The organism is Burkholderia sp. Ac-20353, from assembly GCF_017104785.1.
In the GTDB taxonomy this organism is placed as follows: Bacteria; Pseudomonadota; Gammaproteobacteria; order Burkholderiales; family Burkholderiaceae; genus Burkholderia.
Genome location: NZ_JAAGPL010000043.1, coordinates 1 through 20,862, shown reverse-complemented (window position 1 = coordinate 20,862; position 20,862 = coordinate 1). Strand labels below are relative to the sequence as shown.

Genomic DNA, 20,862 nt, shown 5'->3' with positions numbered 1-20,862 from the left:
ATGCACAAGCCAGCAGACGAGTCTTCTCCGCGCGCGCCGCAAGCGGCGCCGCATCCCGCGACGGCAGCCGGCGCGCCGTTCATCGCCCCCGAAGCCGATACCCGGAAACCCGAGCGCGGCAGCCAGTACGTGCTGAAGGCCGGCGACGCGTTCGTCGTCTGTAACGCGCTCGGCGACTTCGGCGGACACGACGACGGTTTCTTCGTCGACGACATGCGCGTGATGTCGCAATGGCGGCTGACGTTCGGCGGCCGCGCGCCGTCGCTGCTGTCGGGCGCGACGAGCGCCGACAACGCGTCGTTCACCGCGCACCTGACCAATCGGCCACTGCCGCCGCTCGGCGGCCACGAGACGCCCGAAGGCGTGATCCACATCGAGCGCACGCGCGTGCTTGCGAACAACGTGCTGTACGAGGCGCTGACGCTGACGAACTACGGCGCGAGCGAAGCCGAGGTGCCGCTGTCGCTGTCGTTCTCCACGGATTTCAAGGACATGTTCGAGGTGCGCGGCACGCACCGCGCGCAGCGCGGCGTGCTCGCGCCGCCGAGTCTCGACGCGAGCGCGGTGCGGCTGCGCTACGACGGCCTCGACCGCGTCGAGCGTACGGTGTCCGTGCAGTTTTCGCCGGAACCCGACGCGCTGTCGGTCGATCGCGCCGACTATAAGCTGACGATCGCCGCGCAGGCATGCGTGTCGATCTACGTGACCGTCGAGGCGACGGTCGGGCCGTCGCAAGGCGACGCGCCCGCATGCGGCCGCAACGCATTGCGCGCCGCGCTCGTCGCCGTACACCGCACGATGCGCGCGCGGCGCGAGACGATGGCCCGCGTGCGCACCGGCAACCCGCTGTTCAATGAATGGCTCGACCGCTCGCTGGCCGATCTTGGCCTGCTGACGACGAATCTCGACACGGGGCCATACCCGTATGCGGGCATCCCGTGGTTCTCGACCCCGTTCGGCCGCGACGCGGTGATCACGTCGATGCAGATGCTGTGGCTGCAACCGTCGCTCGCGCGTGGCGTGCTGCGCTTTCTGGCCACGCACCAGGCGCGGGAGACGTCCGCGTTCCGCGACGCGGAGCCCGGCAAGATCATGCACGAGTTCCGCAAAAGCGAGATGGCCGCGACGGGCGAGGTGCCGTTCGCGCTGTACTACGGCGGCGTGGACACGACGCCGCTGTTCGTCGTGCTCGCCGGCGCGTACGTCGAGCATACGGGCGACGATGCGCTGATCGACGAGCTGTGGCCTGCGCTCGAGCGCGCGATCCAGTGGGTGAGCGACAAGTGCGACCGCAATCCGTACGGACTGCTCGATTACCAGCGCACATCCGAACGCGGCCTGGCGAACCAGGGCTGGAAGGACAGCCACGATTCGGTATTCCATGCGGACGGCCGTTTTCCGGACGGGCCGATCGCGCTCATCGAGGTGCAGGCGTATGCGTGCGCGGCCTTCGACGCGATGGCGGAATGCTCGCGGCGGCGCGGCCACGCGGCTGACGCGACGCGCTATGCGCTGCGCGCGAAGCAGTTGCGCGAGCAGGTCGAAGCGCTGTTCTGGATGCCGGAATCGAACTTCTACGGGATTGCGCTCGACGGTCACGGCGAGCTGTGCCGCGTGCTTGCGTCGAACGCGGGCCATCTGCTTGCGTTCGGGCTGCCGGAGCCCGCGCGCGGCGCGGCGGTCGCGGACGTGCTCGGCTCGACGCTGTTCCAGACCGGCTGGGGCGTGCGCACGCTCGCGGCCGGCCAGCCGCGCTTCAACCCGATGGCGTATCACAACGGCTCGGTGTGGCCGCACGACAATGCGCTCGCCGCGCGCGGGCTCGCGCGCTATGGCGACAAGGCCGCCGCGCTGAACCTGCTGCGCGCGCTGTTCGAGGCGGCGGTGAGCTTCGAGATGCGGCTGCCGGAACTGTTCTGCGGGTTCCCGCGGCGGCGCGGCGAGCCGCCGACCGCGTATCCGGTCGCGTGCCTGCCGCAGGCGTGGGCCGCGGGCGCGCCGTTCATGATGCTGCAGGCGTGCCTCGGCGTGAGCGTCGACGCGGCGCGTCACGAAGTGCGCGTCGAGCGCCCGACGCTGCCGGAAGGCGTCGACTGGCTGCGGATCGACGGGCTGCCGGTCGGCGACGACAGCGTGTCGCTGACGTTCCGGCGCGTCGACGGGCAAGTGGTCGCGGCCGCGGAGCCGGGGCGCGTGAAGGTCGTCGCGGTGCTGTAGCGGCCACACGTGCCGCCTGCGCCGCCTGCGCGAACGTTGCGCGAAGTCGTGCCACGTTCGCGCGCCGCGGCTTAGAATCGTGACAGAACCCGCTACCCATCTTTCCGGAGGCACACGATGACGACCGACAAGCGGCCCGACGACGGCGAGCAGAAGCTCGAGCATCTCGAAGCGGCGGTCAATCACCTGCACGAGTCGATCGAATCGCAGAGCATCGCGGTCGGGGCGGCGAAAGGCATTCTGTTCAGCCTGATCGAAACGCTCGGCGCGCTGATCGGCGACCCCGACCTGCCCGAGCATGCGCGCTCCGGCTACGAGGCGCTGCGCGACAAGGCGCGCGATCTGCGCAGCGGGCTCGACAAGCACTGAGTCCGCACGCGGCGGGGCGCCCGCTCCGCCGCGATTTTCGTTTTTGCTTCCCGCGCTTCTGCTGCCCGCTTCTGCTGCCCATTTGCGCGCGCCCGCCGCAAAATGCCGTGCGCTCAATGAGTTACACGGTGCATGCGCAGGATATCCACAAGCTTGCCAACACATTCTGTGGAGAACACGCCGCGCGGCTTCCGCGCGCGACGATCGCTGCGTGCGTGCCTAGCATCTGCCACGCCCGCGTCCATGCATCGAATCTTCTGTCGTATCAACGTGTTACGCGATGCGTAGGCAGGATATCCACAGGCTTGCCAACAAAATCTGTGGAAAAGGGGCGCGCTATTACGTCGTCACGGTTGGCAATGCCCTGTCGCGGTGCACCGATCGGACACGATTTTTGGCCGGCCTGCCCGATGCCTGCATCGCAGCGGGAAATCATGCGCGATCAATGAGTTAGGTGCCGGGTACCCAGGATATCCACATCCTTGCCAACAAAAACTGTGGACAAGCCGCCGGCGTCGGCTGGCAGCCGTTTCACGCATGCAGAGCCGCGTCGGCCGCTTCGCTGACGATCCAGTCGCGGAACAGCGTCATCGCCGGGGCGACGGGTTTCGACTTCAGCGACGTGAGCCAGTAGCCGCCCGCCTGCACGTCGATGTCGATTGGCCGCACGAGCTGGCCGAGCTGCAGTTCGCGCGCGAACATGCACGCCGGCGCGAGCGCGATGCCGGCGCCCTGCATCGCCGCCTCGACCATCAGCCGCGACGAGTCGAACACGGGCCCGTTGACCGTCCACGGTTCGAGCTGCGCGGCGGCGAACCAGCCGAGCCACTCGTCGGTGCGGTACGAGCGCAGCAGCGTTTCGTTCGCGAGATCCTCCGGCCGCGCGACGCGCCTGCCGATCTCCGGCGCGCACAGCGCGGTGAGCGGCGCGTCGAGCAGCCGCTCGTTGCGGGTTGCCGGCCAATTGCCAACGCCGAAGCGGATCGCGAAATCGAGCCCTTCGGCGGCGAGGTCGACGACGTTGTTGTGGGTGCGCAGCCGCAGCTCGACGAACGGATGGGTATCGCCGAAGCGCTTCAGGCGTGGCATTAGCCAGCCTAGGGCAAACGTGCCGACGACGCCGAGTGTCAGCACCTCGTGGAAGCGCCCGCCGTCGAACTGCTTGAGCACCGTCTCGATCCGGCTGAACGCGTCGCTCAGCACCGGCAGCAGCGCGCGGCCCTCGTCGGTGAGCCCGAGCCCGCGCGGCAAGCGCGTGAACAGCAGGCAACCGAGCCGCTCCTCGAGCATCCGGACCTGCTGGCTGACCGCGGCCTGGGTCACGCTGAGCTCGAGGCCCGCGCGCGTGAAGTTCAGGTGGCGCGCGGACGATTCGAACGCGCGCAGTGCATTGAGCGGAAGGTGGGGGCGGAGCTTAGTCATAAGAAATTCTTTCGTCAGCGCTCAATTATCGTTGCTTGTCAGGCAACCGTAAACTCAGGATAGTGCGTGTCGCCGGGCCGGTATCGGACCACCATTCCACCACGAGACAAACGACATGACTTACTCATCGCAACGTCGAACCCTGCTGTTGGCCGCCGCGACCGCGCCGCTGGTCCTGACCATGAGCGCGTGCGCGTCGCCGCAGGCGGGCGCGGCGTCGGGTGCGTCCGCGACGTCCGCTACGTCGTTCGCGGCGCTGGAGCGCGCCGTGGGCGGGCGCCTCGGCGTGTGCGCGATCGACACCGCGACCGACCGGCGCGTGCAGCATCGTGCCGACGAGCGCTTCCCGTTCTGCAGTACGTTCAAGGCGATGCTGAGCGCGGCGGTGCTCGCGCAGAGCGTCGAGCGTCCGGCGCTGCTGCAGCAGCGCGTCGCGTACCGGCAGGCCGACCTCGTCCGCTATTCGCCGGTGACGGAGCGGCACGTCGGCGCCGGGATGACGGTTGCGGAGCTGTGCGCGGCCGCGGTCCAGTACAGCGACAACTCGGCCGCGAACCTGCTGCTGAAGCTGATCGGCGGGCCGCCCACGCTGACCGCGTTCGCGCGCTCGATCGGCGACGATACGTTCCGCCTCGATCGTTGGGAAACCGAGCTCAACACGGCGCTGCCCGGCGACCCGCGCGACACGACGACGCCGGCCGCGATGTCGGCGAGCCTGCGCGTGCTCGCGCTCGGCGACGCGTTGCCCGCGTCGCAGCGTGCGCAACTCGCCGAATGGCTGCGCGGCAACCGGACCGGGGACAAGCGGATCCGCGCGGGCGTGCCGGCAGGATGGCAGGTCGGCGACAAGACCGGGACCGGCGACTACGGGACGACCAACGACACCGGCGTGCTGTGGTCGCCCGCAGGTGGCGCGGTCGTGCTGACGGTGTACTACACGCAGGCGCAGGCCGACGCGAAGACAAAGGACGACGTGATCGCGTCGGCGACCCGCATCGCGATCGCGGCGCTTGGTTGAGCGATGCATCACGCGGCGTGCGTAGCGGGTTGATGGGGCGGCGGGGCACATTGCGGGAGCCGCATCGGGCAACGCCGTGCCGCAAACCTGATGCGCGCGACGAAACGTTGTGCGATCAACCACTTACGTCGTGCATGCTCAGGATATCCACATGCTTGCCAACAAAATCTGTGGAAAAGGGGCGGGCGGTTTCCTGAGCACGCTACGCGCGACGTGAATCGGCGGCAGGCGACACCCGATCGGCACGCTGCATGCCTCATTCGCGACGACGCAAAGAAAGTCTTTCCGATCAAGTGCTTGGTCGCGGTATGCGCAGGCTATCCACATGCTTGCCAACAAAAACTGTGGACAAGTTTCGACAGATGCGCGCGTGGATCGGGCTGATCCATTCGCCGTTTGACTCATTTGTGAAGGCACGAGGAAAGCCTTTGCGATCAAATGCTTGGTGGCGCTATGCGCAGGCTGTCCACAAGCTTGCCAACAAAATCTGTGGGTAAGTGGCGAGCGGAATCTCGCGCGGCGACTGCATCACGCGTGCCAAAGCTCATTGGATCAAGGACTTGGCGCGATGATGCTCAGGATATCCACAAGCTTGCCAACAAATTCTGTGGACAAATGCCTGACCGCGCCGAACTCACGCCGCTGCATCGAAGCGCAGCGTCACCGTGAGGCCGTGGCCGCCCGCGGTCGTGCCGAGCGTCACCGTCGCGCGATGCTGTTCGGCGATCCGCTTGACGATCGACAGGCCGAGCCCGCTGCCCGACGACGTCGCCGTTTGCGCACCGGCACCACGGTAGAACCGTTCCCACACGTTCACGCGTTCCGCTTCCGGAATGCCGGGGCCGGTGTCCGCGACCTCGAGCACCGCAGTCCCGCCTTCGACGCGCGCGCTCACGTCGACGCGCGCGCCGTCGCCCGCGTAGCGGATCGCATTGTCGACGAGATTGTTCAGCAGCACGCGCAGCGTGTCGGCGTTGCCGGCCACGTTGACAGGCGTCGTGACGATCGCGCCGAGATCGACGCGATGCGCGTCGGCGACGCGCGCACGGTCCGCGACCACCGAGCGGCACAGCGCGGCGAGATCGACCGGCGCGAGCGCGGCAGTCTGCGCGTCGGGTTCGAGGCGCGCGAGCGTCAGCAGCTGCTCGGCGAGGTGGCCGAGCCGCGTCGTGCCCGCGTGGATCTGCGCGAGGATGCGCTCGCGTTCGTCGGGCGTCGCCGCGCGCCGCAGCAACTGCGACTGGATCGACAGGCCCATGATCGGCGTGCGCAGTTCATGCGCGGCATCGGCGATGAAGTGCCGCTGCAGCGTGAACGAGCGGTCGAGCCGCGCGAGCAGGTCGTTGATTGCTTCGGCGAGCGGCTGCACCTCGTTCGGTATCGACGCGACGTCGACCGGTTCGAGATTGTTCGCATTGCGACGCTTCAGGCCAGCAGCGATCGCGGCGAGCGGCCGCAGCCCCGCGCCGATCCCGAACCACAGGCCGATCGCGAGCACGGGCAGCATCGAGAACACCGGCCACAACAGATGCACGGCGATGCCGGCGATCGCTTTCCAGCGCGCGCGGCGCGCCTGCGCGAGACGGATCGTCGTGCCGCCGCTGTGGGTCACATAGGTGCGCCACGGCGTGCCGTCGACGTCGACGCTCGCGATGCCGGCCTGCGCCGGAGGCGGCAGCGCCGAATCGCGGTCGGTCGAGTAGACGAGCTTGCCTTTGCGCCAGACCTGCAGCAGCACTGCATCGGGATCGTCGACCTTGAAGTCATGCTCGCCCGCCGCATGGCTCTTGAACGACAGCTCGCCGTTCGGGCCGACGACGATCTGCTTCGACATGCTGCGCATCTGGTCGTCGAGCAGATCGTCGAGTTCGCGCAGCGCGCCCCAGTAGGTGCCCGCGCTCGCGAGCAGCCCGATCACGCACGCGGCCGGCATCAGCCACAGCAGCAGCCGGCGCCGCAGCGACACGCCGCGCCAGCGCGAGACCGCGCGCTGCAGGCCCGTCATGCGCCGTCACCGATCCGGTAGCCGACGCCGCGCACCGTGCGGATCATGTCGTGGCCGAGCTTCTTGCGCAGGTTGTGGATATGCACCTGTACCGCGTTGCTCTCGACTTCCTCACCCCAGCTGTACAGGCGTTCCTCGAACTGCTCGCGGGAGATCACCGCGCCCGGCTCGCGCATCAGTTCGTGCAGCAGCACGAACTCCTTCGGCGACAGCGGCACTTCGTCGTCGTTGAGCCAGACCTGATGCTTGACGGGGTCGAGCCGCAGCGGGCCGATCGCGAGCGTCGTCTGCGCGCGGCCCGCATGGCGGCGGTTGACCGCGCGGATGCGGGCGAGCAGTTCCTCGAGCGCGAACGGCTTCACGAGATAGTCGTCCGCGCCGCTGTCGAGGCCGGCGATACGGTCGGACAGGCCGTCGCGCGCGGTGATCACGATCGCCGGCAGGTTCTCGTCGCGGCGGCGCAGCGCGGCGAGCACCGACAGCCCGTCGCGGTTCGGCAGCCCGAGATCGAGCAGCAGCAGGCCGTAGCCGGTCGCCGTGCGTAGCGCGAGCGACGCGGCGTCGCCATCCGTGACCCAGTCGACCGCGAAGCCTTCCTGTTTCAGACCCTGTTCGAGTCCGCTGCCGATCAGCGGATCGTCCTCGACGAGCAGTACGCGCATGTGTTCGTGTTTCTCCGTGGAGGCGCCGTTCGGGCGCCCGGTCCACCTATGATAAGCGCGTGTGTCTTAGCGGGAGCTTAAGCGTGGCGTGCCGTCATTCGGCTTCCGGCAGGTCCGGGCCCAAGACGGCGCTGCCGGCGCGGGCGGCAGGGTCCTTGACTTTGTCGAGCAAGGTCACGATTTGGGGCCAGGGCAATTGTGCAATAGTCTGCTGCACAAATTCCGGCGCGGGCCAGGCCCGCATCGACGTGGTGCGCTGATCGGCGCGCGCGGGGCCGGTGATACCATGAGCGACCGGTTCCCGTTCCCACCAAGATGGCTGCCAATTTCGACGAACTCGCGTCCCGGATCCGGACGCAATTTTCCGAGCTGAGCCCGCAATTCCAGGCGGGCGCGGCGTTCCTGCTCGATCATCCCGACGAAGTCGCGGTGTCGTCGATGCGCAAGGTCGCACAGCGCGCGCAGGTCCAGCCCGCATCGCTCGTGCGGCTCGCGCAGTTGCTGGGTTTTCCCGGCTGGAACGAACTGCGCGACCTGTGCGTCGCGCGCGTTCGCACGCGCCCCGAGCCGCTCACGCAACGCGCGCGCTCGCTCGTGCGACCCGATGCGAAGGCGACGCTCGCGCACGACCTGCTCGCCGCGCAGCAGCACAATCTTGCCGCGACCGCCGCGCACAATGCGCAGGCGCTTGCCGAAGCCGCGAAACTGATCCGCAAGGCGTCGCACGTGCACGTCGCGGGGTTCCGCTCGTGCTATCCGGTCGCGTTCGGGCTCGTGTACGGCTACCGGCTGTTCCGGCCGACCGTGTCGCTGCTGACGGGCGTCGCCGGATCGCTCGAAATGGAGCTGCGCACGATCGCGAAGCACAGCGCGACCGTGATCGTCAGCTTCGCACCGTATTCGGCCGAGGCGACGCGCGTCGCGCAGGCCGCGAAGGCGCAGGGCAGCCGGATCGTCGCGATCACCGACAGCGCGGTGTCGCCGATCGCGCTGCACGCCGATGCGCAACTGATCTTCACGCACGACAGTCCGTCGTTCTTCCCGTCGCTCGTGGCCGCGCATGCGCTCGCCGAGGCGCTCGTCGCGCAGCTGCTCGCACTCGAAGGCAGCGAGGCGATCACCGCGCTCGAACGCGCGGAAGCCGAGCTGCACGCGAAAGGCGCTTACGTGGTTTGACGAGGCCGGCTGGTCGAGTGCGACGCGGTGCATCGATATTTCGGCACACACTGAAACGTCGTTGCGCCGCATCCGCGTATGCTTGGGCTTCCCATTCCGACGGAGCCAATAAATGACCCATTCCGACCTTCAGGCCAGCCACGCACACGCGTTCCGCGAACTACATACGCAACCGGGCGCATTCATCCTGCCCAACCCGTGGGACGCGGGTTCCGCGCGGCTGCTCGCGATGGCCGGCTTCCGCGCGCTGGCGACGACGAGCGCCGGATTCGCGTATTCGCGCGGCCGCCCGGACAACGCGATCGACCGCGACACGATGCTCGAGCACATTGCCGATCTCGTCGCGGCGGGCGGCCTGCCGGTGAGCGCCGATCTCGAGAACGGTTTCGGCGATGCGCCTGAGACGGTCGCCGAAACGATCCGGCTCGCGGCCGAGGCCGGCGCGGTCGGCGGCTCGATCGAGGACGCGACGGGGCGGCCCGACGCGCCGATCTATTCGCACGATGCGGCGGTCGACCGCGTGGCGGCAGCCGTCGACGCGGCGCGCGCGCTGCGGTTCCCGTTCACGCTGACCGCGCGTTGCGAAAACTATCTGCACGGCCGCCGCGATCTCGACGACACGATCGCGCGCCTCGTCGCGTATCGCGCCGCGGGCGCCGACGTGCTGTACGCGCCGGGCCTGACCGATCCCCGCGAGATCGAGGCGGTCACGCGCGCGGTCGACGCGCCGGTCAACGTGCTGATGGGGATGCAGGGCGGGACGCTCAGCCTCGACGCGCTCGCGGCGCTCGGCGTGAAGCGCGCGAGCGTCGGCGCCGCGCTGGCGAGGGCCGCGCTCGGTGCGTTCCTGCGCGGCGCGACGGAAATGGCGCGCGACGGCACGTTCTCGTTCGCGGAAGCGGCGGTGCCGGGGCGCCTGCTCGACCAATGGTTCGCTGCGGAGAACAATCCGCCCGTGTCGTTCGGTAATTGACGCGGAATGCGTGTGGGATCGATTCCAGCCTGATAATCGATTGATCTGAATCAATACAGGTTGCTTTCGATTAAATAACGACTGAATTAACGGGATGCGTGACATATTCACTGCATCCCGTTTTTTTATCCCGGATTTCTTGGGGCTTCATGTCAATTCCCTTGACGAATCCTGACAGAATGCCTTTCTGGCGGGCGTTTCCCGCATTTTTTCAGAAGCTTTCCACGCTTGGGAGTTGCCGGTTTATTTTGTGATTGATAATCTTCGATCCGTCTGAAAAATACCGGCACGCGGAATGTCGGGAAAATCAATATAAAAGTTCTGAGAGAGCCATGACGATCCGAGATTTGCTCCGTACCCGGTTTCGCGTCGGCGATGTCGTCACGCTGAAAACCGGCGGGCCGCGCATGACGGTCACCTACGCCGGGCCGGTCGTCTTCGATGAGGCGGACTGGCTGATCTGCCAATGGTTCGACGACAGCGGCCACTTCCGCCAGGAAATGTTCCATCACGAAACGGTCGTGCCGGAGCCGCGCGCGATCTCGGCCGGGCGTGCACGCATGCGCATGCTGGCGCAGCGCTTCCGGTCGGCGGCTTGACGGGTTGCATCCGGGCTGCATCTGGGCAGCATCGCTGCCAGTCGGGTGCTGCCGCGCGTCGAACAACGTCAGGATGCCGAAATTCGACGCGGCGGCGCGATCAGGAACATGTTTAGGAACGGGAAGGGGATCAGCGGCAGCCTTGCTTCTGCGCCCATTGTTCCTGGGCGGCAACGCGGCGCTGCACGCGTTCGACGAGACCGGTGGAGAAGGTTCGCATGCTGATGCCGCGGCGCTTCGCGAGGATGTCCTGCGCAACGTCGGCTTGCGGATTCGGCTGGCAGGCCCAGTACAGCGTCATCAGCCAGCCGATGCCCGTCCACGCGAACAGGGCGTTGAACAGCGCGATCGTCAGCTTGTCCTGACGGCGTCGCCGGTCGGCAATGATGGCCGGCAGGAAGTAGAGCGCGATCGCGGCGACTGAACCGGCGGCTTGAATCAGGACTTCGGTCTGCATGTTGCTGCTCCATCCGGACTGCAATGCGGCTGATTGTCGCGCGTTTCGCGTTTTCGTGCCGACAATTGATTGTTGCGCTTTTGATGACGATCAGCGCGCCGTGGCCGCGTCGGCGTCCGCATCGTTGCTCAATGCGAAACCCTCGTCGCGCCAGCCGGTGACGCCGCCGATCATCAGCTTGACCGGCCGCCCGAGCCCGGCGACGCGGATCGCGGCGCGGGCGGCGCCGTTGCAGTGCGGGCCCGCGCAGTAGACGACGAACAGCGTGTCGGCCGGGTAGTCGGCGAGCTTGCCCGAGACGATCTTGCGGTGCGGCAGGTTGCGTGCGCCGGGCACGTGGCCGGCGGCGAACAGGTCGGGCCCGCGGACGTCGAGCAGCACGAAATCGGGCGTGCCCGACGCGAGCGCGTCGTGGACGTCCCAGCAGTCGGTCTCGAAGCGCAGCGACGCTTCGAAATGCGCGAGGGCGGCGGGGCTGTCGGCGGCGGGGACGTCGGTGACGTAGGACATGCGCAGGTTCTCCTGATGGTGTGCAAGGCACGGTGCAAAACGCGATGAAGATGGGGCCAGTATCGCGGTTCGCCGCGCCGCGCGGCAGTGGCGTGATCGACAAGTTCCGGTAACATCGCGCCATGCATGATCATCTCGTCGTCGCGCTCGCCTACGATCGGCTGTGTACCTTCGAATTCGGCTGCGTGGTCGAACTGTTCGCGCTCGACCGTCCCGAACTGGGCGTCGACTGGTATCGCTTCGCGGTCTGCGCGAGCGAGCCGGGCTCCGTGCGCGCGGCGGGCGGCATCACGGTTGCCGCGCCGTACCGGCTCGCGATGCTCGACCGCGCGGATACGATCGTGATCCCCGGCTGGCGCGATCCGGACGAACTGCCGCCCGAGCCGTTGCTGAAGAAGCTGCGGGCCGCGCATCGTCGCGGCGCGCGGCTCTGCTCGATCTGTTCGGGCGTGTTCGTGCTGGCGGCGGCCGGCGTGCTCGACGGCCTGACGGTGACGACCCACTGGCGCTATGCGGAGAAGCTGCAGGCGCGCTACCCGGCGCTGCGCGTGAATCCGGACGCGCTGTACGTCGACGAGGGGCAGATCATCACGTCGGCCGGCTCGGCGGCCGGGCTCGACATGCTGCTGCATATCGTGCGCCGCGATCACGGCGGCGCGATCGCGAACCGCGTCGCGCAGCGCCTAGTGCTGCCGCCGCATCGCGACGGCGGGCAGGCGCAGTTCGTGCCGCGCCCGGTCGCACCGGGCGGCAGCGACCGGCTCGCGAAGCTGATCGACTGGATGCGTGCGCACGCGGCGGAACCGCACACGCTCGCATCGCTCGCCGCGCAGGCGGCGATGAGCCCGCGCACGCTGCAGCGGCAGTTCGCCGATGCGACGGGCCTGTCGCCGGTTGCGTGGCTGATCCGCGAACGCGTGAACGTCGCGAAGGACATGCTCGAGGCCAATCCGTCGCTGCCGCTCGCGCAGGTGGCGGCGCGCGCGGGGTTCGGATCGGAGGAGTCGCTGCGCCGGCATTTCCGGCGCATCGCGGCGACGAGTCCGGCTGCGTACCGGAAGGGGATGGATCGTGGCGTAAGATCGGGGGGCGCGTAATACGGCGCATGAGCGCGCATCCGGCCAGCCCGCGGTATCGCGACGCCCCGTCGCCAGAACGCGGGGCGTCGCACGTCATGCGCAATCAGCGCATGTTGGTATCGATTGCCTTCTTCTTGATGCACGCGATCCGGTACACACCGTCCTCGACCTCGACGCCGTGCGTATCGTGCGTGAAGCCCGGGAAGCGCAGGTCGTACTGCTCGAGCGCCTTCAGGTAGCCGAGCAGCGGCCCGTCGGACGGCCCCGCGTTCTCGCCCGGCATCAACAGCGGAATGCCCGGCGGATACGGTACGACGCCTGTCGCGACGGTGCGGCCTTCCATCTCCGCCAGCTCCAGCATCTCGATGTCGTTCTGCACGAGATGCTCGTACGCCTCCGCCGGGCTGTAGTCGGGCTTCGGCAGCGTCGAGAAGCCGCGCGACATCATCTCGGTCGTCTTCAGGTCGCTCATCGCGTTGAACATCAGGTCGCACAGGTCGCGCAGGCCGAGCTTGCCGTAGCGGTCCCGGTAGCATACGACGAGATCGGGCAATACCTGTTCGAGCGGCGCATTCGCGTCGTAGTCGCGCTTGAAGTCGAGCAGCGTGTTGACGAGCGTGCCCCACTTGCCCTTCGTCACGCCGAGCGAGAACAGGAACAGGATCGTGAAGTCGGTCGTCTTCTCGACGACGATCCCGTGGCGGTCGAGATAGGCGGTCACGACCGAGGCCGGGATGCCGACCGGCATCAGCCCGCCGTTCGGCGCGACGCCCGGCGTGACGATCGATACCTTGATCGGGTCGAGCATGCAGTAGTCGTCCTCGATCTCGCCGAAGCCGTGCCACGCGTCGCCCGGATGCAGCACCCAGCACGACGGATCGGTCACGAGCAGCGTCTCGTCCGCTTCATGGAAACGCACGCGCCGGCCCGTTTTGCGGTCGACTACGGTATCCGGCTGCCAGCCGTCGAAGAACCAGTCGTTGTTCTCGTCGCATTCGCTATGCAGGCGGGCGAGCATCTGCCGGAACGCGACCGCCTCGCGGATCGCGTCGGTCGTCAGCGCGTCGCCGCCGGGGCCGTCCATCATCGCGGCACTCACGTCGTTCGACGCGATGATCGCGTAGTTCGGCGACGTCGACGCATGCATCATGTACGCCTCGTTGAAGCGCGCATGCTCGATCGGATTACGGCCGTCGCGGATGTGGATGAACGACGCCTGTGACAGCGCGGCGAGCAGCTTGTGCGTCGATTGCGTCGCGAACACGGTCGGCTTGCTCGCGTCGTGCTGCGCCGGGTCGCCATGCATCGCGTGGCGGTCGCGGTAGATCGGGTTGAAGCGCGCGTAGCCGTACCACGCTTCGTCGAAATGCAACCGGTCGACGCTCTGGCCGAGCAGCTCCTCGACGCGCGCGACGTTGTAGCAGAGGCCGTCGTACGTCGAGTTCGTGATCAGCGCATGCACGGGCGTCGGGTCGATGCCGTCGCGGCCCTTCACGAGCGGGTTGTTCTCGATCGACAGCCGCACCGCGGCGGCCGTCAGGCGCTCGGGCATGATCGGCCCGATGATCCCGTAATGGTTGCGCGACGGCACGAGGTAGGTCGGGATCGCGCCCGACATCGTCATCGCGTGCTCGGCCGACTTGTGGCAGTTGCGATCGCACAGCGCGACCTGGTTGCGCGTGACGCTCGCCATCAGGATCACGCGGTTCGACATCGACGAGCCGTTCGTCACGTGATACGTGCGGTGCGCGCCGAACACGCGTGCCGCATAGCGCTCGCTTTCGCCGATCGGGCCCGAGTGGTCGAGCAGCGAGCCGAGCTCGCCGACCGAGATCGACAGGTCGGAGCGGAACAGCGCCTCGCCGAAGAACTCGAAATACGCGCGGCCGACCGGCGACTTCAGGAACGCAGTGCCGCCCGTGTGGCCCGGCGTGTGCCACGAATATTCGTAGACGCGCGAGAATTTCGCGAGCGCGCGGAACATCGGCGGCAGCACGGTTTCGCGGTAGCGCTCGATCGCGGCGACGATCCGGCCGCCGATGAATGCCGTCGTATCTTCGAGCATCCAGATGAAGTCGTCGGCCTTGCGCATCGCGTCGACCGGCACCGCGGCCGCGCTCGCGCGGCTCGCGAGCAGGAACACGGGCACGGTCGCATTGCGCGCGCGCATCGCGTCGAGCACCGATTGCGCGGCCGCGTGCGTCGCGTCGCCAGCGAGTTCCCAGTTCAGCAGCAGGCACTGGATCGCCGGATCGGCATTGACGACCGCGCGCGCGTCGTCGGCGGACGTCGCGATCACGACGTCGACGAGCCGCGCGCGCAGTTCCTCGGCGAGCGCCGTCGCCGCGCGTCCGGTCGCGGTGCGTTCGTCGATGTCGTGCTGCACGAGCAGCGCCTTCATGCCGAGACGGCGGAACGCCTGTTGGGTCAAGGAAGTAGTCATCAGGTTTTCTCCGAGAATCCTCGTCCTTTCAGCCAAAGGGACTTCCTTCGGGGAGTAGGGCGGGGAATGAAGGGTGCGCGGTTGCATGACCGCTTTTCCCAAGCTTGAGAAGCACACGAGGATGTGACATCGTGTAACGCATGAACATCAAACGCGCCTACCGATTCCGGCTCTATCCGACGCCCGAGCAAGCCGAGATGCTTGCCCGGACGTTTGGATGCGCGCGCTTTGTGTATAACCACATGCTGCGAATTCGCACCGATGCGTGGCAGCAGCGTCAAGAGCATGTCGGCTATCACGAAACCTCCGCCGCACTGACCACGCTGAAGAAATCGCCCGAACATACGTGGCTGAACGAGGTCAGTTCGGTTCCTCTCCAGCAGGCGCTGCGCCACTTGCAGACGGCGTTTGCGAACTTCTTTGCCAAGCGCGCGAAGTACCCGAATTTCAGGCGAAAGGACGGTACGCAGTCGGCCGCATACACCGCGAGCGCCTTCAAATGGGATGGCACGTCGCTGAAGCTAGCGAAGATGGACGCGCCACTTTCGGTCCGCTGGTCGCGTACGATCCCCAAAGGCGCGAGGGTGACGTCGGTCACGGTGTCGAAGGACGCGGCAGGCCGATACCACGTGTCGATGCTTTGCGATGATGTGGTTTCCGCAAAGACGGAGTCGATTGGCAAGGTAGGCATCGACCTCGGGTTGACAGATTTTGCGTTCTTTCGACGGGTGAGAAGATCGCTGCTCCGAACGCGTTTCGCAGGAACGAGGCCAAACTCGCCAAGCTGCAACGGCGACTGGCAAGGAAGCAAATCGGTTCCGCCAATCGCAGGAAGGCGAGGCTCAAAGTCGCACGCATGCATGCTCGGATAGCAGATAGCCGCAGGGATTTCCTGCACAAGCTTTCGACTCGGTTGATCAACGAAAACCAAGTGATCGCCATCGAAAGCCTCGCTGTCAAACACATGCTGAAGAACCGAAGGCTTGCGAAATCGATCAGCGACGCCAGCTGGCCGGAATTCGTGCGGCAGTTGACGTACAAGGCTGCGTGGTACGGTCGCACGCTGATCGGTATTGATCGCTGGTATCCATCCAGCAAGCGTTGTTCCGATTGCGGGCATATCGTAGCCAGCATGCCGTTGAAGGTGCGAACGTGGGCTTGTCCGAAATGTGAGGCGATCCACGATCGTGACATCAACGCCGCGCGTAACGTTTTGGCCGCCGGACTGGCGGTGTCAGCCCATGGAGAAAGCGTAAAACCCATGTCTTTTTGAGGCGATGTCGGGTGGCATTTGGTGAAGTGGGAATCGCCCTCCTTTCGGAGGGCGAGCAGTCAATCCCCCGGTTGCTGGGTTGCCTGGACACCCGCGGTAACCGCCGGCGAGCGCGCGTGGAGTATGTCGACGTCGTGGCGGCCCACGGAGATCCAGAACGTCGCGACGAGCGCGGCGATGGTGACGGCGAGCGCGAGATAGCGCACCCAGCGCGGCGAGCGGCCGCCCGGATGCATGTGGGTTTCCTCGATTTCGCGCTGGCGGTTGATCGACAGCTCGTAGAACACGATCGTCGCGACGACGAAGATCAGCGACCAGCGCGTCTGCTGGCCGTCGGAGCCGACCATCGCCCACAGCGCGTAGACGGCGCCGATCAGGCCGACGATCGTGTAGAACGTGAACTGGTGCGACGGCATCTTGCCGTAGCCGAGCACCTTGATCGCGATGCACGAATAGATGTACGGCAGCAGCGTCATGATCACGGCGATCGACGCGATCTTGCCGAACTGCTCGCTCGCGCTTGGCGACATCGTCGCGAGCACCTGCACGGACATGATCGTCGCGACGATCGCGAGCCCGGCCGACGGCACGTTCTTCGAATTGACACGCGCGAACACGCCGGCGAACAGGCCGTCGTCGGCGGCGGCCTTCGCGGTCTGGCCGACGAGCAGCGTCCAGCCGGCGAGCGAGCCGAGGCAGCCGAGCGCCGCGCAGATCGCCACCGCGTTCGCGGCGGTGTTGCCGAGCGCAAGGCGCGCGGCATCCGCGAACGGTGCGCTCGATGCAAGCAGCGCCTTGTTCGGGATCATCCCCATGATCGCGGTCGAGCTGAGCACGTAGCAGACCGCCGCGAGCACGACGCCGCCCACGGTCGCGATCGGCACGTTGCGCGACGGGTTCTCGACGACGCCGGCCGACACCGACGCGCTCTCGACGCCGATGAACGCCCACAGCGTGAAGTTCAGCGTCGCGCCGATCGCGCCGAAGCTGCTCGTGCCGGACACGTTCCAGCCCGCGAAGTAGACGTCCTTGCTGAACCAGAACCAGCCGAACACGGCCATCCCGAGGATCGGCACCAGTGCGAAGATCGTCGTGACCGACTGCACGCGGCCGACGACGTTCGGCCCGAGGATGTTCGCGTACGTGAACAGCCAGATCACGAAGATCTGCGCGAGCGCGAACACGAGCGGATCCTTCAGCATCGGGAAGAAGTGCGTCAGGTAGCCGAGGCCCGCGACCGCGAGGCCGACGTTGCCGAGCACGTTCGCGAGCCAGTAGATCAGGTTGGTCTGGTAGCCCATGTACGGGCCGAACGATTTGCGCGCATATGCGTACGGGCCACCCGCGGCGGGATCGATCGCGGCGAGCTTCGCGAACACGAGCGCGAGTGACACCGCGCCGACGACGGTGATCAGCCAGCCGAAGATTGCAATGCCGCCGGTCGCGGCGAGGTTCGCGGGCAGCATGAAGACGCCGGAACCCATCATGTTGCCGGCGACCATCAGCGTGGCGGGGATCACGCCGATCTTAGGCGCGGACGACGCGGCCGCTGGCGCGGCGGCGGCTTTGGAGGACGAGCTGGCATCGGACATGCGAGGCTCCTTGAAAGTACGTGATGCGGTTGAGGTGGCGAGGCCTGTCGCCGGACGACGATTCCGGTCTGGATCGCCGCTTTATTGGACGTCTGCATGTTATCTCGCAAAGGCAGTTTAATTAGGGTAAACGCCGTTATTTAATGATTTGAATGTTGATGGAAATCATTGAAATGGATAAAGCGGCGGGGGCGGCGCGGTGCGGGTCGGCGGGCCGGCCGGCCGTCTGGCGAGCGTTTTGCGGTTTGGTACACCCCGGGTGATGAGGGCCGGTTCCGTGAGTGAGAAATGAATGGCCGATTATTGCCGAACTGGTTAATTCATTTAATAAATGGGGTTGGTCCGAAATCCGGTATCGAATTTGTCGATGATTGTCGAACGCCGAAAGGGCGCTGCCGCGGAAAGCGGCGCGGGCGGGGTGTCATCGGCGTATCATCTCGGTTTTCGTCAGCCCGATCCAGGCACCCACCATGACCTCCGTCGACACTACCCCCGTCCTCGACCATGACAAGCTCGTTACCTTCGTCGAGCGCAAGTGGAACGATGAAATCCTCCATGCGCTGACCGACTACATCGCGATTCCCGCGAAGAGCCCCGCGTTCGACCCCGACTGGGCCGCGCGCGGCTATCTCGAGCGCGTCGTCACCGACGCCGCGCAATGGGCCGAGCGCCAGCCCGTCAAGGGCCTGAAGCTCGAGATCGTGCGATTGCCGGGCCGCACGCCGGTGATCTTCTTCGAGACGCCCGCGACGCGCTCGGGCAGCACCGACACGATCCTGCTGTACGGCCACCTCGACAAGCAGCCCGAATTCGACGGCTGGCGCGCGGATCTCGGCCCGTGGACGCCGAAGCTCGAGAACGGCAAGCTGTACGGCCGCGGCGGCGCGGACGACGGCTATGCGATCTACGCAAGCCTTGCCGCGCTCGGCGCGCTCGACGAGCAGGGCATCGAGCGGCCGCGCTGCGTCGGCCTGATCGAGACCTGCGAGGAGTCGGGCAGCTACGACCTGCTGCCGTACGTCGACGCGCTGCGCGACCGGCTCGGCCAGGTGTCGCTCGTCGTGTGCCTCGATTCGGGCGCCGGCAACTACGACCAGATGTGGCTGACGACGTCGCTGCGCGGGCTCGTGTCCGGCGACCTGCAGGTCGAGGTGCTCGAAGAGGGCGTGCATTCGGGCGTGTTCGGCGGCATCGCGCCGTCGAGCTTCCGCGTGATGCGCCAGCTGTTCGAACGGCTCGAGGACGCGAAGAACGGCAACCTGCTGCCGGGCGCGTTCCATTGCGAGATTCCGGCGAGCCGCCTGCGCGAAGCGGAGGCGACCGCCGCGATTCTCGGCGACATGGTGTGGAAGGGGCTGCCGTGGGCGTGCGGCGCGGACGGCAAGCCGGTGCTGCCGACCACGACCGACCCGCGCGAGGCGCTGCTGAACTCGACGTGGCGTCCGTCGCTGTCGGTCACGGGCGCGGCCGGCATGCCGCCGCTCGCGGACGCCGGCAACGTGCTGCGTCCGCGCACCGCGTTCAAGCTGTCGCTGCGCCTGCCGCCGCTCGTCGATGCCGCACAGGCCGTGCAGCAGCTGAAGGAACTGCTCGAAGTCGATCCGCCGTACAACGCGAAGGTCACGTTCAAGCCCGATGCGGGCGCGGCGACCGGCTGGGCGGCGCCCGATGTCGCGCCGTGGCTCGCGTCGTCGCTCGACGCCGCGTCGCGCCGCCACTTCGGCGCGGACTGCGCATACATGGGCCTTGGCGGCACGATCCCGCTGATGAACGTGCTGCAGGCAGGCTTCCCGGCCGCGCAGTTCATGGTGTGCGGCGTGCTCGGGCCGAAGTCGAACGCGCACGGGCCGAACGAGTTCCTGCACGTGCCGTATGCGAAGAAGCTGACCGCGGCCGTCGCCGACGTGATCGCTTCCGCACGCTGAGCGCCGACACCGGCCGCGACGAAACGCGCCGATGAGCGAACTGGCGCAGACATGTGCAGGCTCAGCCGGCATGCGCCGACTGGCGTATCACACTTAGTTTTTCTAACGCTCGAGCATGAATTCTCGTTTGCTGCGGGCGCGCGAGCACCCATAGCATCGACCGTGCTCTCCACCAGAAAAACGCCATGAACGCCAGAAACTTCTCGCTGTTGCTGATCCTCGCCGCGCTGTGGGGCGCGTCGTTCCTGTTCATCCGGATCGGCGCGCACGCGTTCGGACCGGTGCCGCTGATGGCCGTGCGGGTCGTCATCGCCGCGCTGTTTCTCGCAATCGTGCTGGCCGCGAAGCGCGGCTTTCACCGGATGGCCGGCAAGCTGACGCCGCTCATCGTCGTCGGCGTGATGAACCAGGCGCTGCCGTTCTGCCTGTTCGCGTATGCGGAACTGACGCTGCCGGCCGGCGTCACGTCGGTGATCAACGCGACGACGCCGTTGTGGGCCGCACTCGTCGCGTTCCTGTGGACCGGCGACCGGCTGAGCGCGACGCGCGTCGCGGGGCTGTTCATCGGCTTCGCGGGCGTGCTGATCCTCGTCTGGAAGGATCTCGCGGGACTGCGTGCGCCGGGCGCCGGCGCGCTCGCGCCGCTGGCCGTGCTCGCCGCGACGCTGCTGTACGGGATTGCCGCGAACTTCACGAAGCGCCATCTCGCGGGCGTCGATTCGCTCGCGATCGCTGCAGGCAGCATGATCGGCGCGGCGCTCGTGCTGCTGCCGTTCGCGTTCGCGACGTGGCCCGCGACACCTATGCCGCCGCTCGCGTGGGGCGCGGTGATCGCGCTCGGCATTGCATGCACGGGGATCGCGTACATCGTCTACTTCCATCTGATTGCGACGGCCGGCCCCGCGCGCGCCGTTTCCGTGACGTTTCTCGTGCCGATCTTCGGCATTCTGTGGGGCACGCTGTTTCTTGACGAAACCGTGACGCCCGCGATGCTGGTGGGCTGCACGGTCGTGATCGCCGGCACGATGCTCGCGAGCGGCGTGCTGAAGCTGCCGGCACCGGCCGGCAAGGGCTCCGCATGAGCGGATCGCCTTACGCTCGGGTGGTGCCGGTGGTGCCGGCGGCTCGGGTGGCGCGGCTGC

The 20,862-nt window shown here is 67.1% G+C and carries 17 protein-coding genes and 1 pseudogene; 11 read left to right on the top strand and 7 right to left on the bottom strand.

The genetic code is table 11. From position 1 onward, the window contains the following. Together G3N94_RS15260 and G3N94_RS15255 are read left to right on the top strand one after the other, a co-directional pair. Nucleotides 1-2,217 (top strand): amylo-alpha-1,6-glucosidase, encoded by a 2,217-nt coding sequence (locus G3N94_RS15260; RefSeq protein WP_205793320.1) that lies wholly within the window; start codon nucleotides 1-3, stop codon nucleotides 2,215-2,217. 117 nt (nucleotides 2,218-2,334) lie between these two features. After that, a complete protein-coding gene (locus G3N94_RS15255; protein ID WP_205793319.1) occupies nucleotides 2,335-2,586 on the top strand; it encodes a hypothetical protein in 252 nt (83 codons plus the stop codon). A gap of 531 nt (nucleotides 2,587-3,117) precedes the next feature. Here the strand turns inward: G3N94_RS15255 and penR are convergent. Further along, nucleotides 3,118-4,008, bottom strand: a complete 891-nt coding sequence (gene penR, locus G3N94_RS15250) for a beta-lactamase transcriptional regulator PenR (RefSeq protein WP_205793318.1) — start codon at nucleotides 4,006-4,008, stop codon at nucleotides 3,118-3,120. A 115-nt stretch (nucleotides 4,009-4,123) separates the two neighbouring features. Between penR and blaPEN-bcc the strand changes: the two genes are divergently transcribed. Next, nucleotides 4,124-5,026 carry a PEN family class A beta-lactamase, Bcc-type gene (gene blaPEN-bcc / locus G3N94_RS15245; RefSeq protein WP_205793316.1) on the top strand — a complete coding sequence of 301 codons (903 nt, stop codon included), beginning with the start codon at nucleotides 4,124-4,126 and terminating at the stop codon, nucleotides 5,024-5,026. A 634-nt stretch (nucleotides 5,027-5,660) separates the two neighbouring features. On the opposite strand, the gene G3N94_RS15240 is transcribed toward blaPEN-bcc, so the two are convergent. Next, nucleotides 5,661-7,031, bottom strand: a complete 1,371-nt coding sequence (locus G3N94_RS15240) for an ATP-binding protein (protein WP_205793315.1) — start codon at nucleotides 7,029-7,031, stop codon at nucleotides 5,661-5,663. Further along, complete coding sequence (locus tag G3N94_RS15235) at nucleotides 7,028-7,693, bottom strand: response regulator (RefSeq protein ID WP_205793314.1); 666 nt, start codon at nucleotides 7,691-7,693, stop codon at nucleotides 7,028-7,030. Before G3N94_RS15235 ends, G3N94_RS15240 begins: the two co-directional genes overlap by 4 nt. A 315-nt stretch (nucleotides 7,694-8,008) precedes the next feature. On the opposite strand from G3N94_RS15235, the gene G3N94_RS15230 reads away from it, so the two are divergent. The 3 genes from G3N94_RS15230 (at nucleotide 8,009) to G3N94_RS15220 (ending at nucleotide 10,441) form a co-directional block, all read left to right on the top strand. After that, the gene (locus G3N94_RS15230) at nucleotides 8,009-8,869 is read left to right on the top strand and encodes a MurR/RpiR family transcriptional regulator (RefSeq protein ID WP_205793313.1); all 861 of its coding nucleotides are present in this window, start codon (nucleotides 8,009-8,011) and stop codon (nucleotides 8,867-8,869) included. A 112-nt stretch (nucleotides 8,870-8,981) separates the two neighbouring features. Then, nucleotides 8,982-9,842 (top strand): isocitrate lyase/phosphoenolpyruvate mutase family protein, encoded by an 861-nt coding sequence (locus G3N94_RS15225; RefSeq protein WP_205793312.1) that lies wholly within the window; start codon nucleotides 8,982-8,984, stop codon nucleotides 9,840-9,842. A 332-nt stretch (nucleotides 9,843-10,174) separates the two neighbouring features. Further along, on the top strand, nucleotides 10,175-10,441 hold the full coding sequence (locus tag G3N94_RS15220) for a YodC family protein (RefSeq protein WP_124599177.1): 267 nt from the start codon (nucleotides 10,175-10,177) through the stop codon (nucleotides 10,439-10,441). 130 nt (nucleotides 10,442-10,571) lie between these two features. Here the strand turns inward: G3N94_RS15220 and G3N94_RS15215 are convergent, their stop codons facing one another. Then, nucleotides 10,572-10,898: a superinfection immunity protein gene (locus G3N94_RS15215; protein ID WP_205793311.1), complete on the bottom strand. Its 327-nt coding sequence runs from the start codon at nucleotides 10,896-10,898 to the stop codon at nucleotides 10,572-10,574. Between the two features lie 90 nt (nucleotides 10,899-10,988). After that, nucleotides 10,989-11,408, bottom strand: a complete 420-nt coding sequence (locus tag G3N94_RS15210) for a rhodanese-like domain-containing protein (RefSeq protein ID WP_205793310.1) — start codon at nucleotides 11,406-11,408, stop codon at nucleotides 10,989-10,991. A gap of 122 nt (nucleotides 11,409-11,530) precedes the next feature. Here G3N94_RS15210 and ftrA point away from each other — a divergent pair, with 122 nt between their 5' ends. Continuing rightward, the gene (ftrA, locus tag G3N94_RS15205) at nucleotides 11,531-12,505 is read left to right on the top strand and encodes a transcriptional regulator FtrA (RefSeq protein ID WP_205793309.1); all 975 of its coding nucleotides are present in this window, start codon (nucleotides 11,531-11,533) and stop codon (nucleotides 12,503-12,505) included. A gap of 85 nt (nucleotides 12,506-12,590) precedes the next feature. Here the strand turns inward: ftrA and G3N94_RS15200 are convergent, their stop codons facing one another. Then, entirely contained in the window at nucleotides 12,591-14,930 is a 2,340-nt protein-coding gene (locus G3N94_RS15200) for an Orn/Lys/Arg decarboxylase N-terminal domain-containing protein (RefSeq protein WP_205793307.1), read from the bottom strand. A 140-nt stretch (nucleotides 14,931-15,070) separates the two neighbouring features. On the opposite strand from G3N94_RS15200, the pseudogene G3N94_RS42370 reads away from it, so the two are divergent. Further along, nucleotides 15,071-15,592 (top strand): annotated as a pseudogene (locus G3N94_RS42370) (RNA-guided endonuclease TnpB family protein); the annotation flags it as partial. 74 nt (nucleotides 15,593-15,666) lie between these two features. Continuing rightward, nucleotides 15,667-16,203 carry an RNA-guided endonuclease TnpB family protein gene (locus G3N94_RS42365; RefSeq protein WP_346778699.1) on the top strand — a complete coding sequence of 179 codons (537 nt, stop codon included), beginning with the start codon at nucleotides 15,667-15,669 and terminating at the stop codon, nucleotides 16,201-16,203. A 59-nt stretch (nucleotides 16,204-16,262) separates the two neighbouring features. Here G3N94_RS42365 and adiC read toward each other — a convergent pair whose 3' ends face one another. Then, on the bottom strand, nucleotides 16,263-17,795 hold the full coding sequence (adiC, locus tag G3N94_RS15190) for an arginine/agmatine antiporter (protein WP_205793306.1): 1,533 nt from the start codon (nucleotides 17,793-17,795) through the stop codon (nucleotides 16,263-16,265). A 470-nt stretch (nucleotides 17,796-18,265) separates the two neighbouring features. Here adiC and G3N94_RS15185 point away from each other — a divergent pair, with 470 nt between their 5' ends. Together G3N94_RS15185 and G3N94_RS15180 are read left to right on the top strand one after the other, a co-directional pair. After that, a complete protein-coding gene (locus G3N94_RS15185) occupies nucleotides 18,266-19,720 on the top strand; it encodes a M20 family metallopeptidase (RefSeq protein WP_205793304.1) in 1,455 nt (484 codons plus the stop codon). Nucleotides 19,721-19,905: 185 nt separating this feature from the next. Continuing rightward, complete coding sequence (locus G3N94_RS15180; protein ID WP_205793303.1) at nucleotides 19,906-20,802, top strand: DMT family transporter; 897 nt, start codon at nucleotides 19,906-19,908, stop codon at nucleotides 20,800-20,802. The last annotated feature ends 60 nt before the right edge of the window (nucleotides 20,803-20,862 follow it).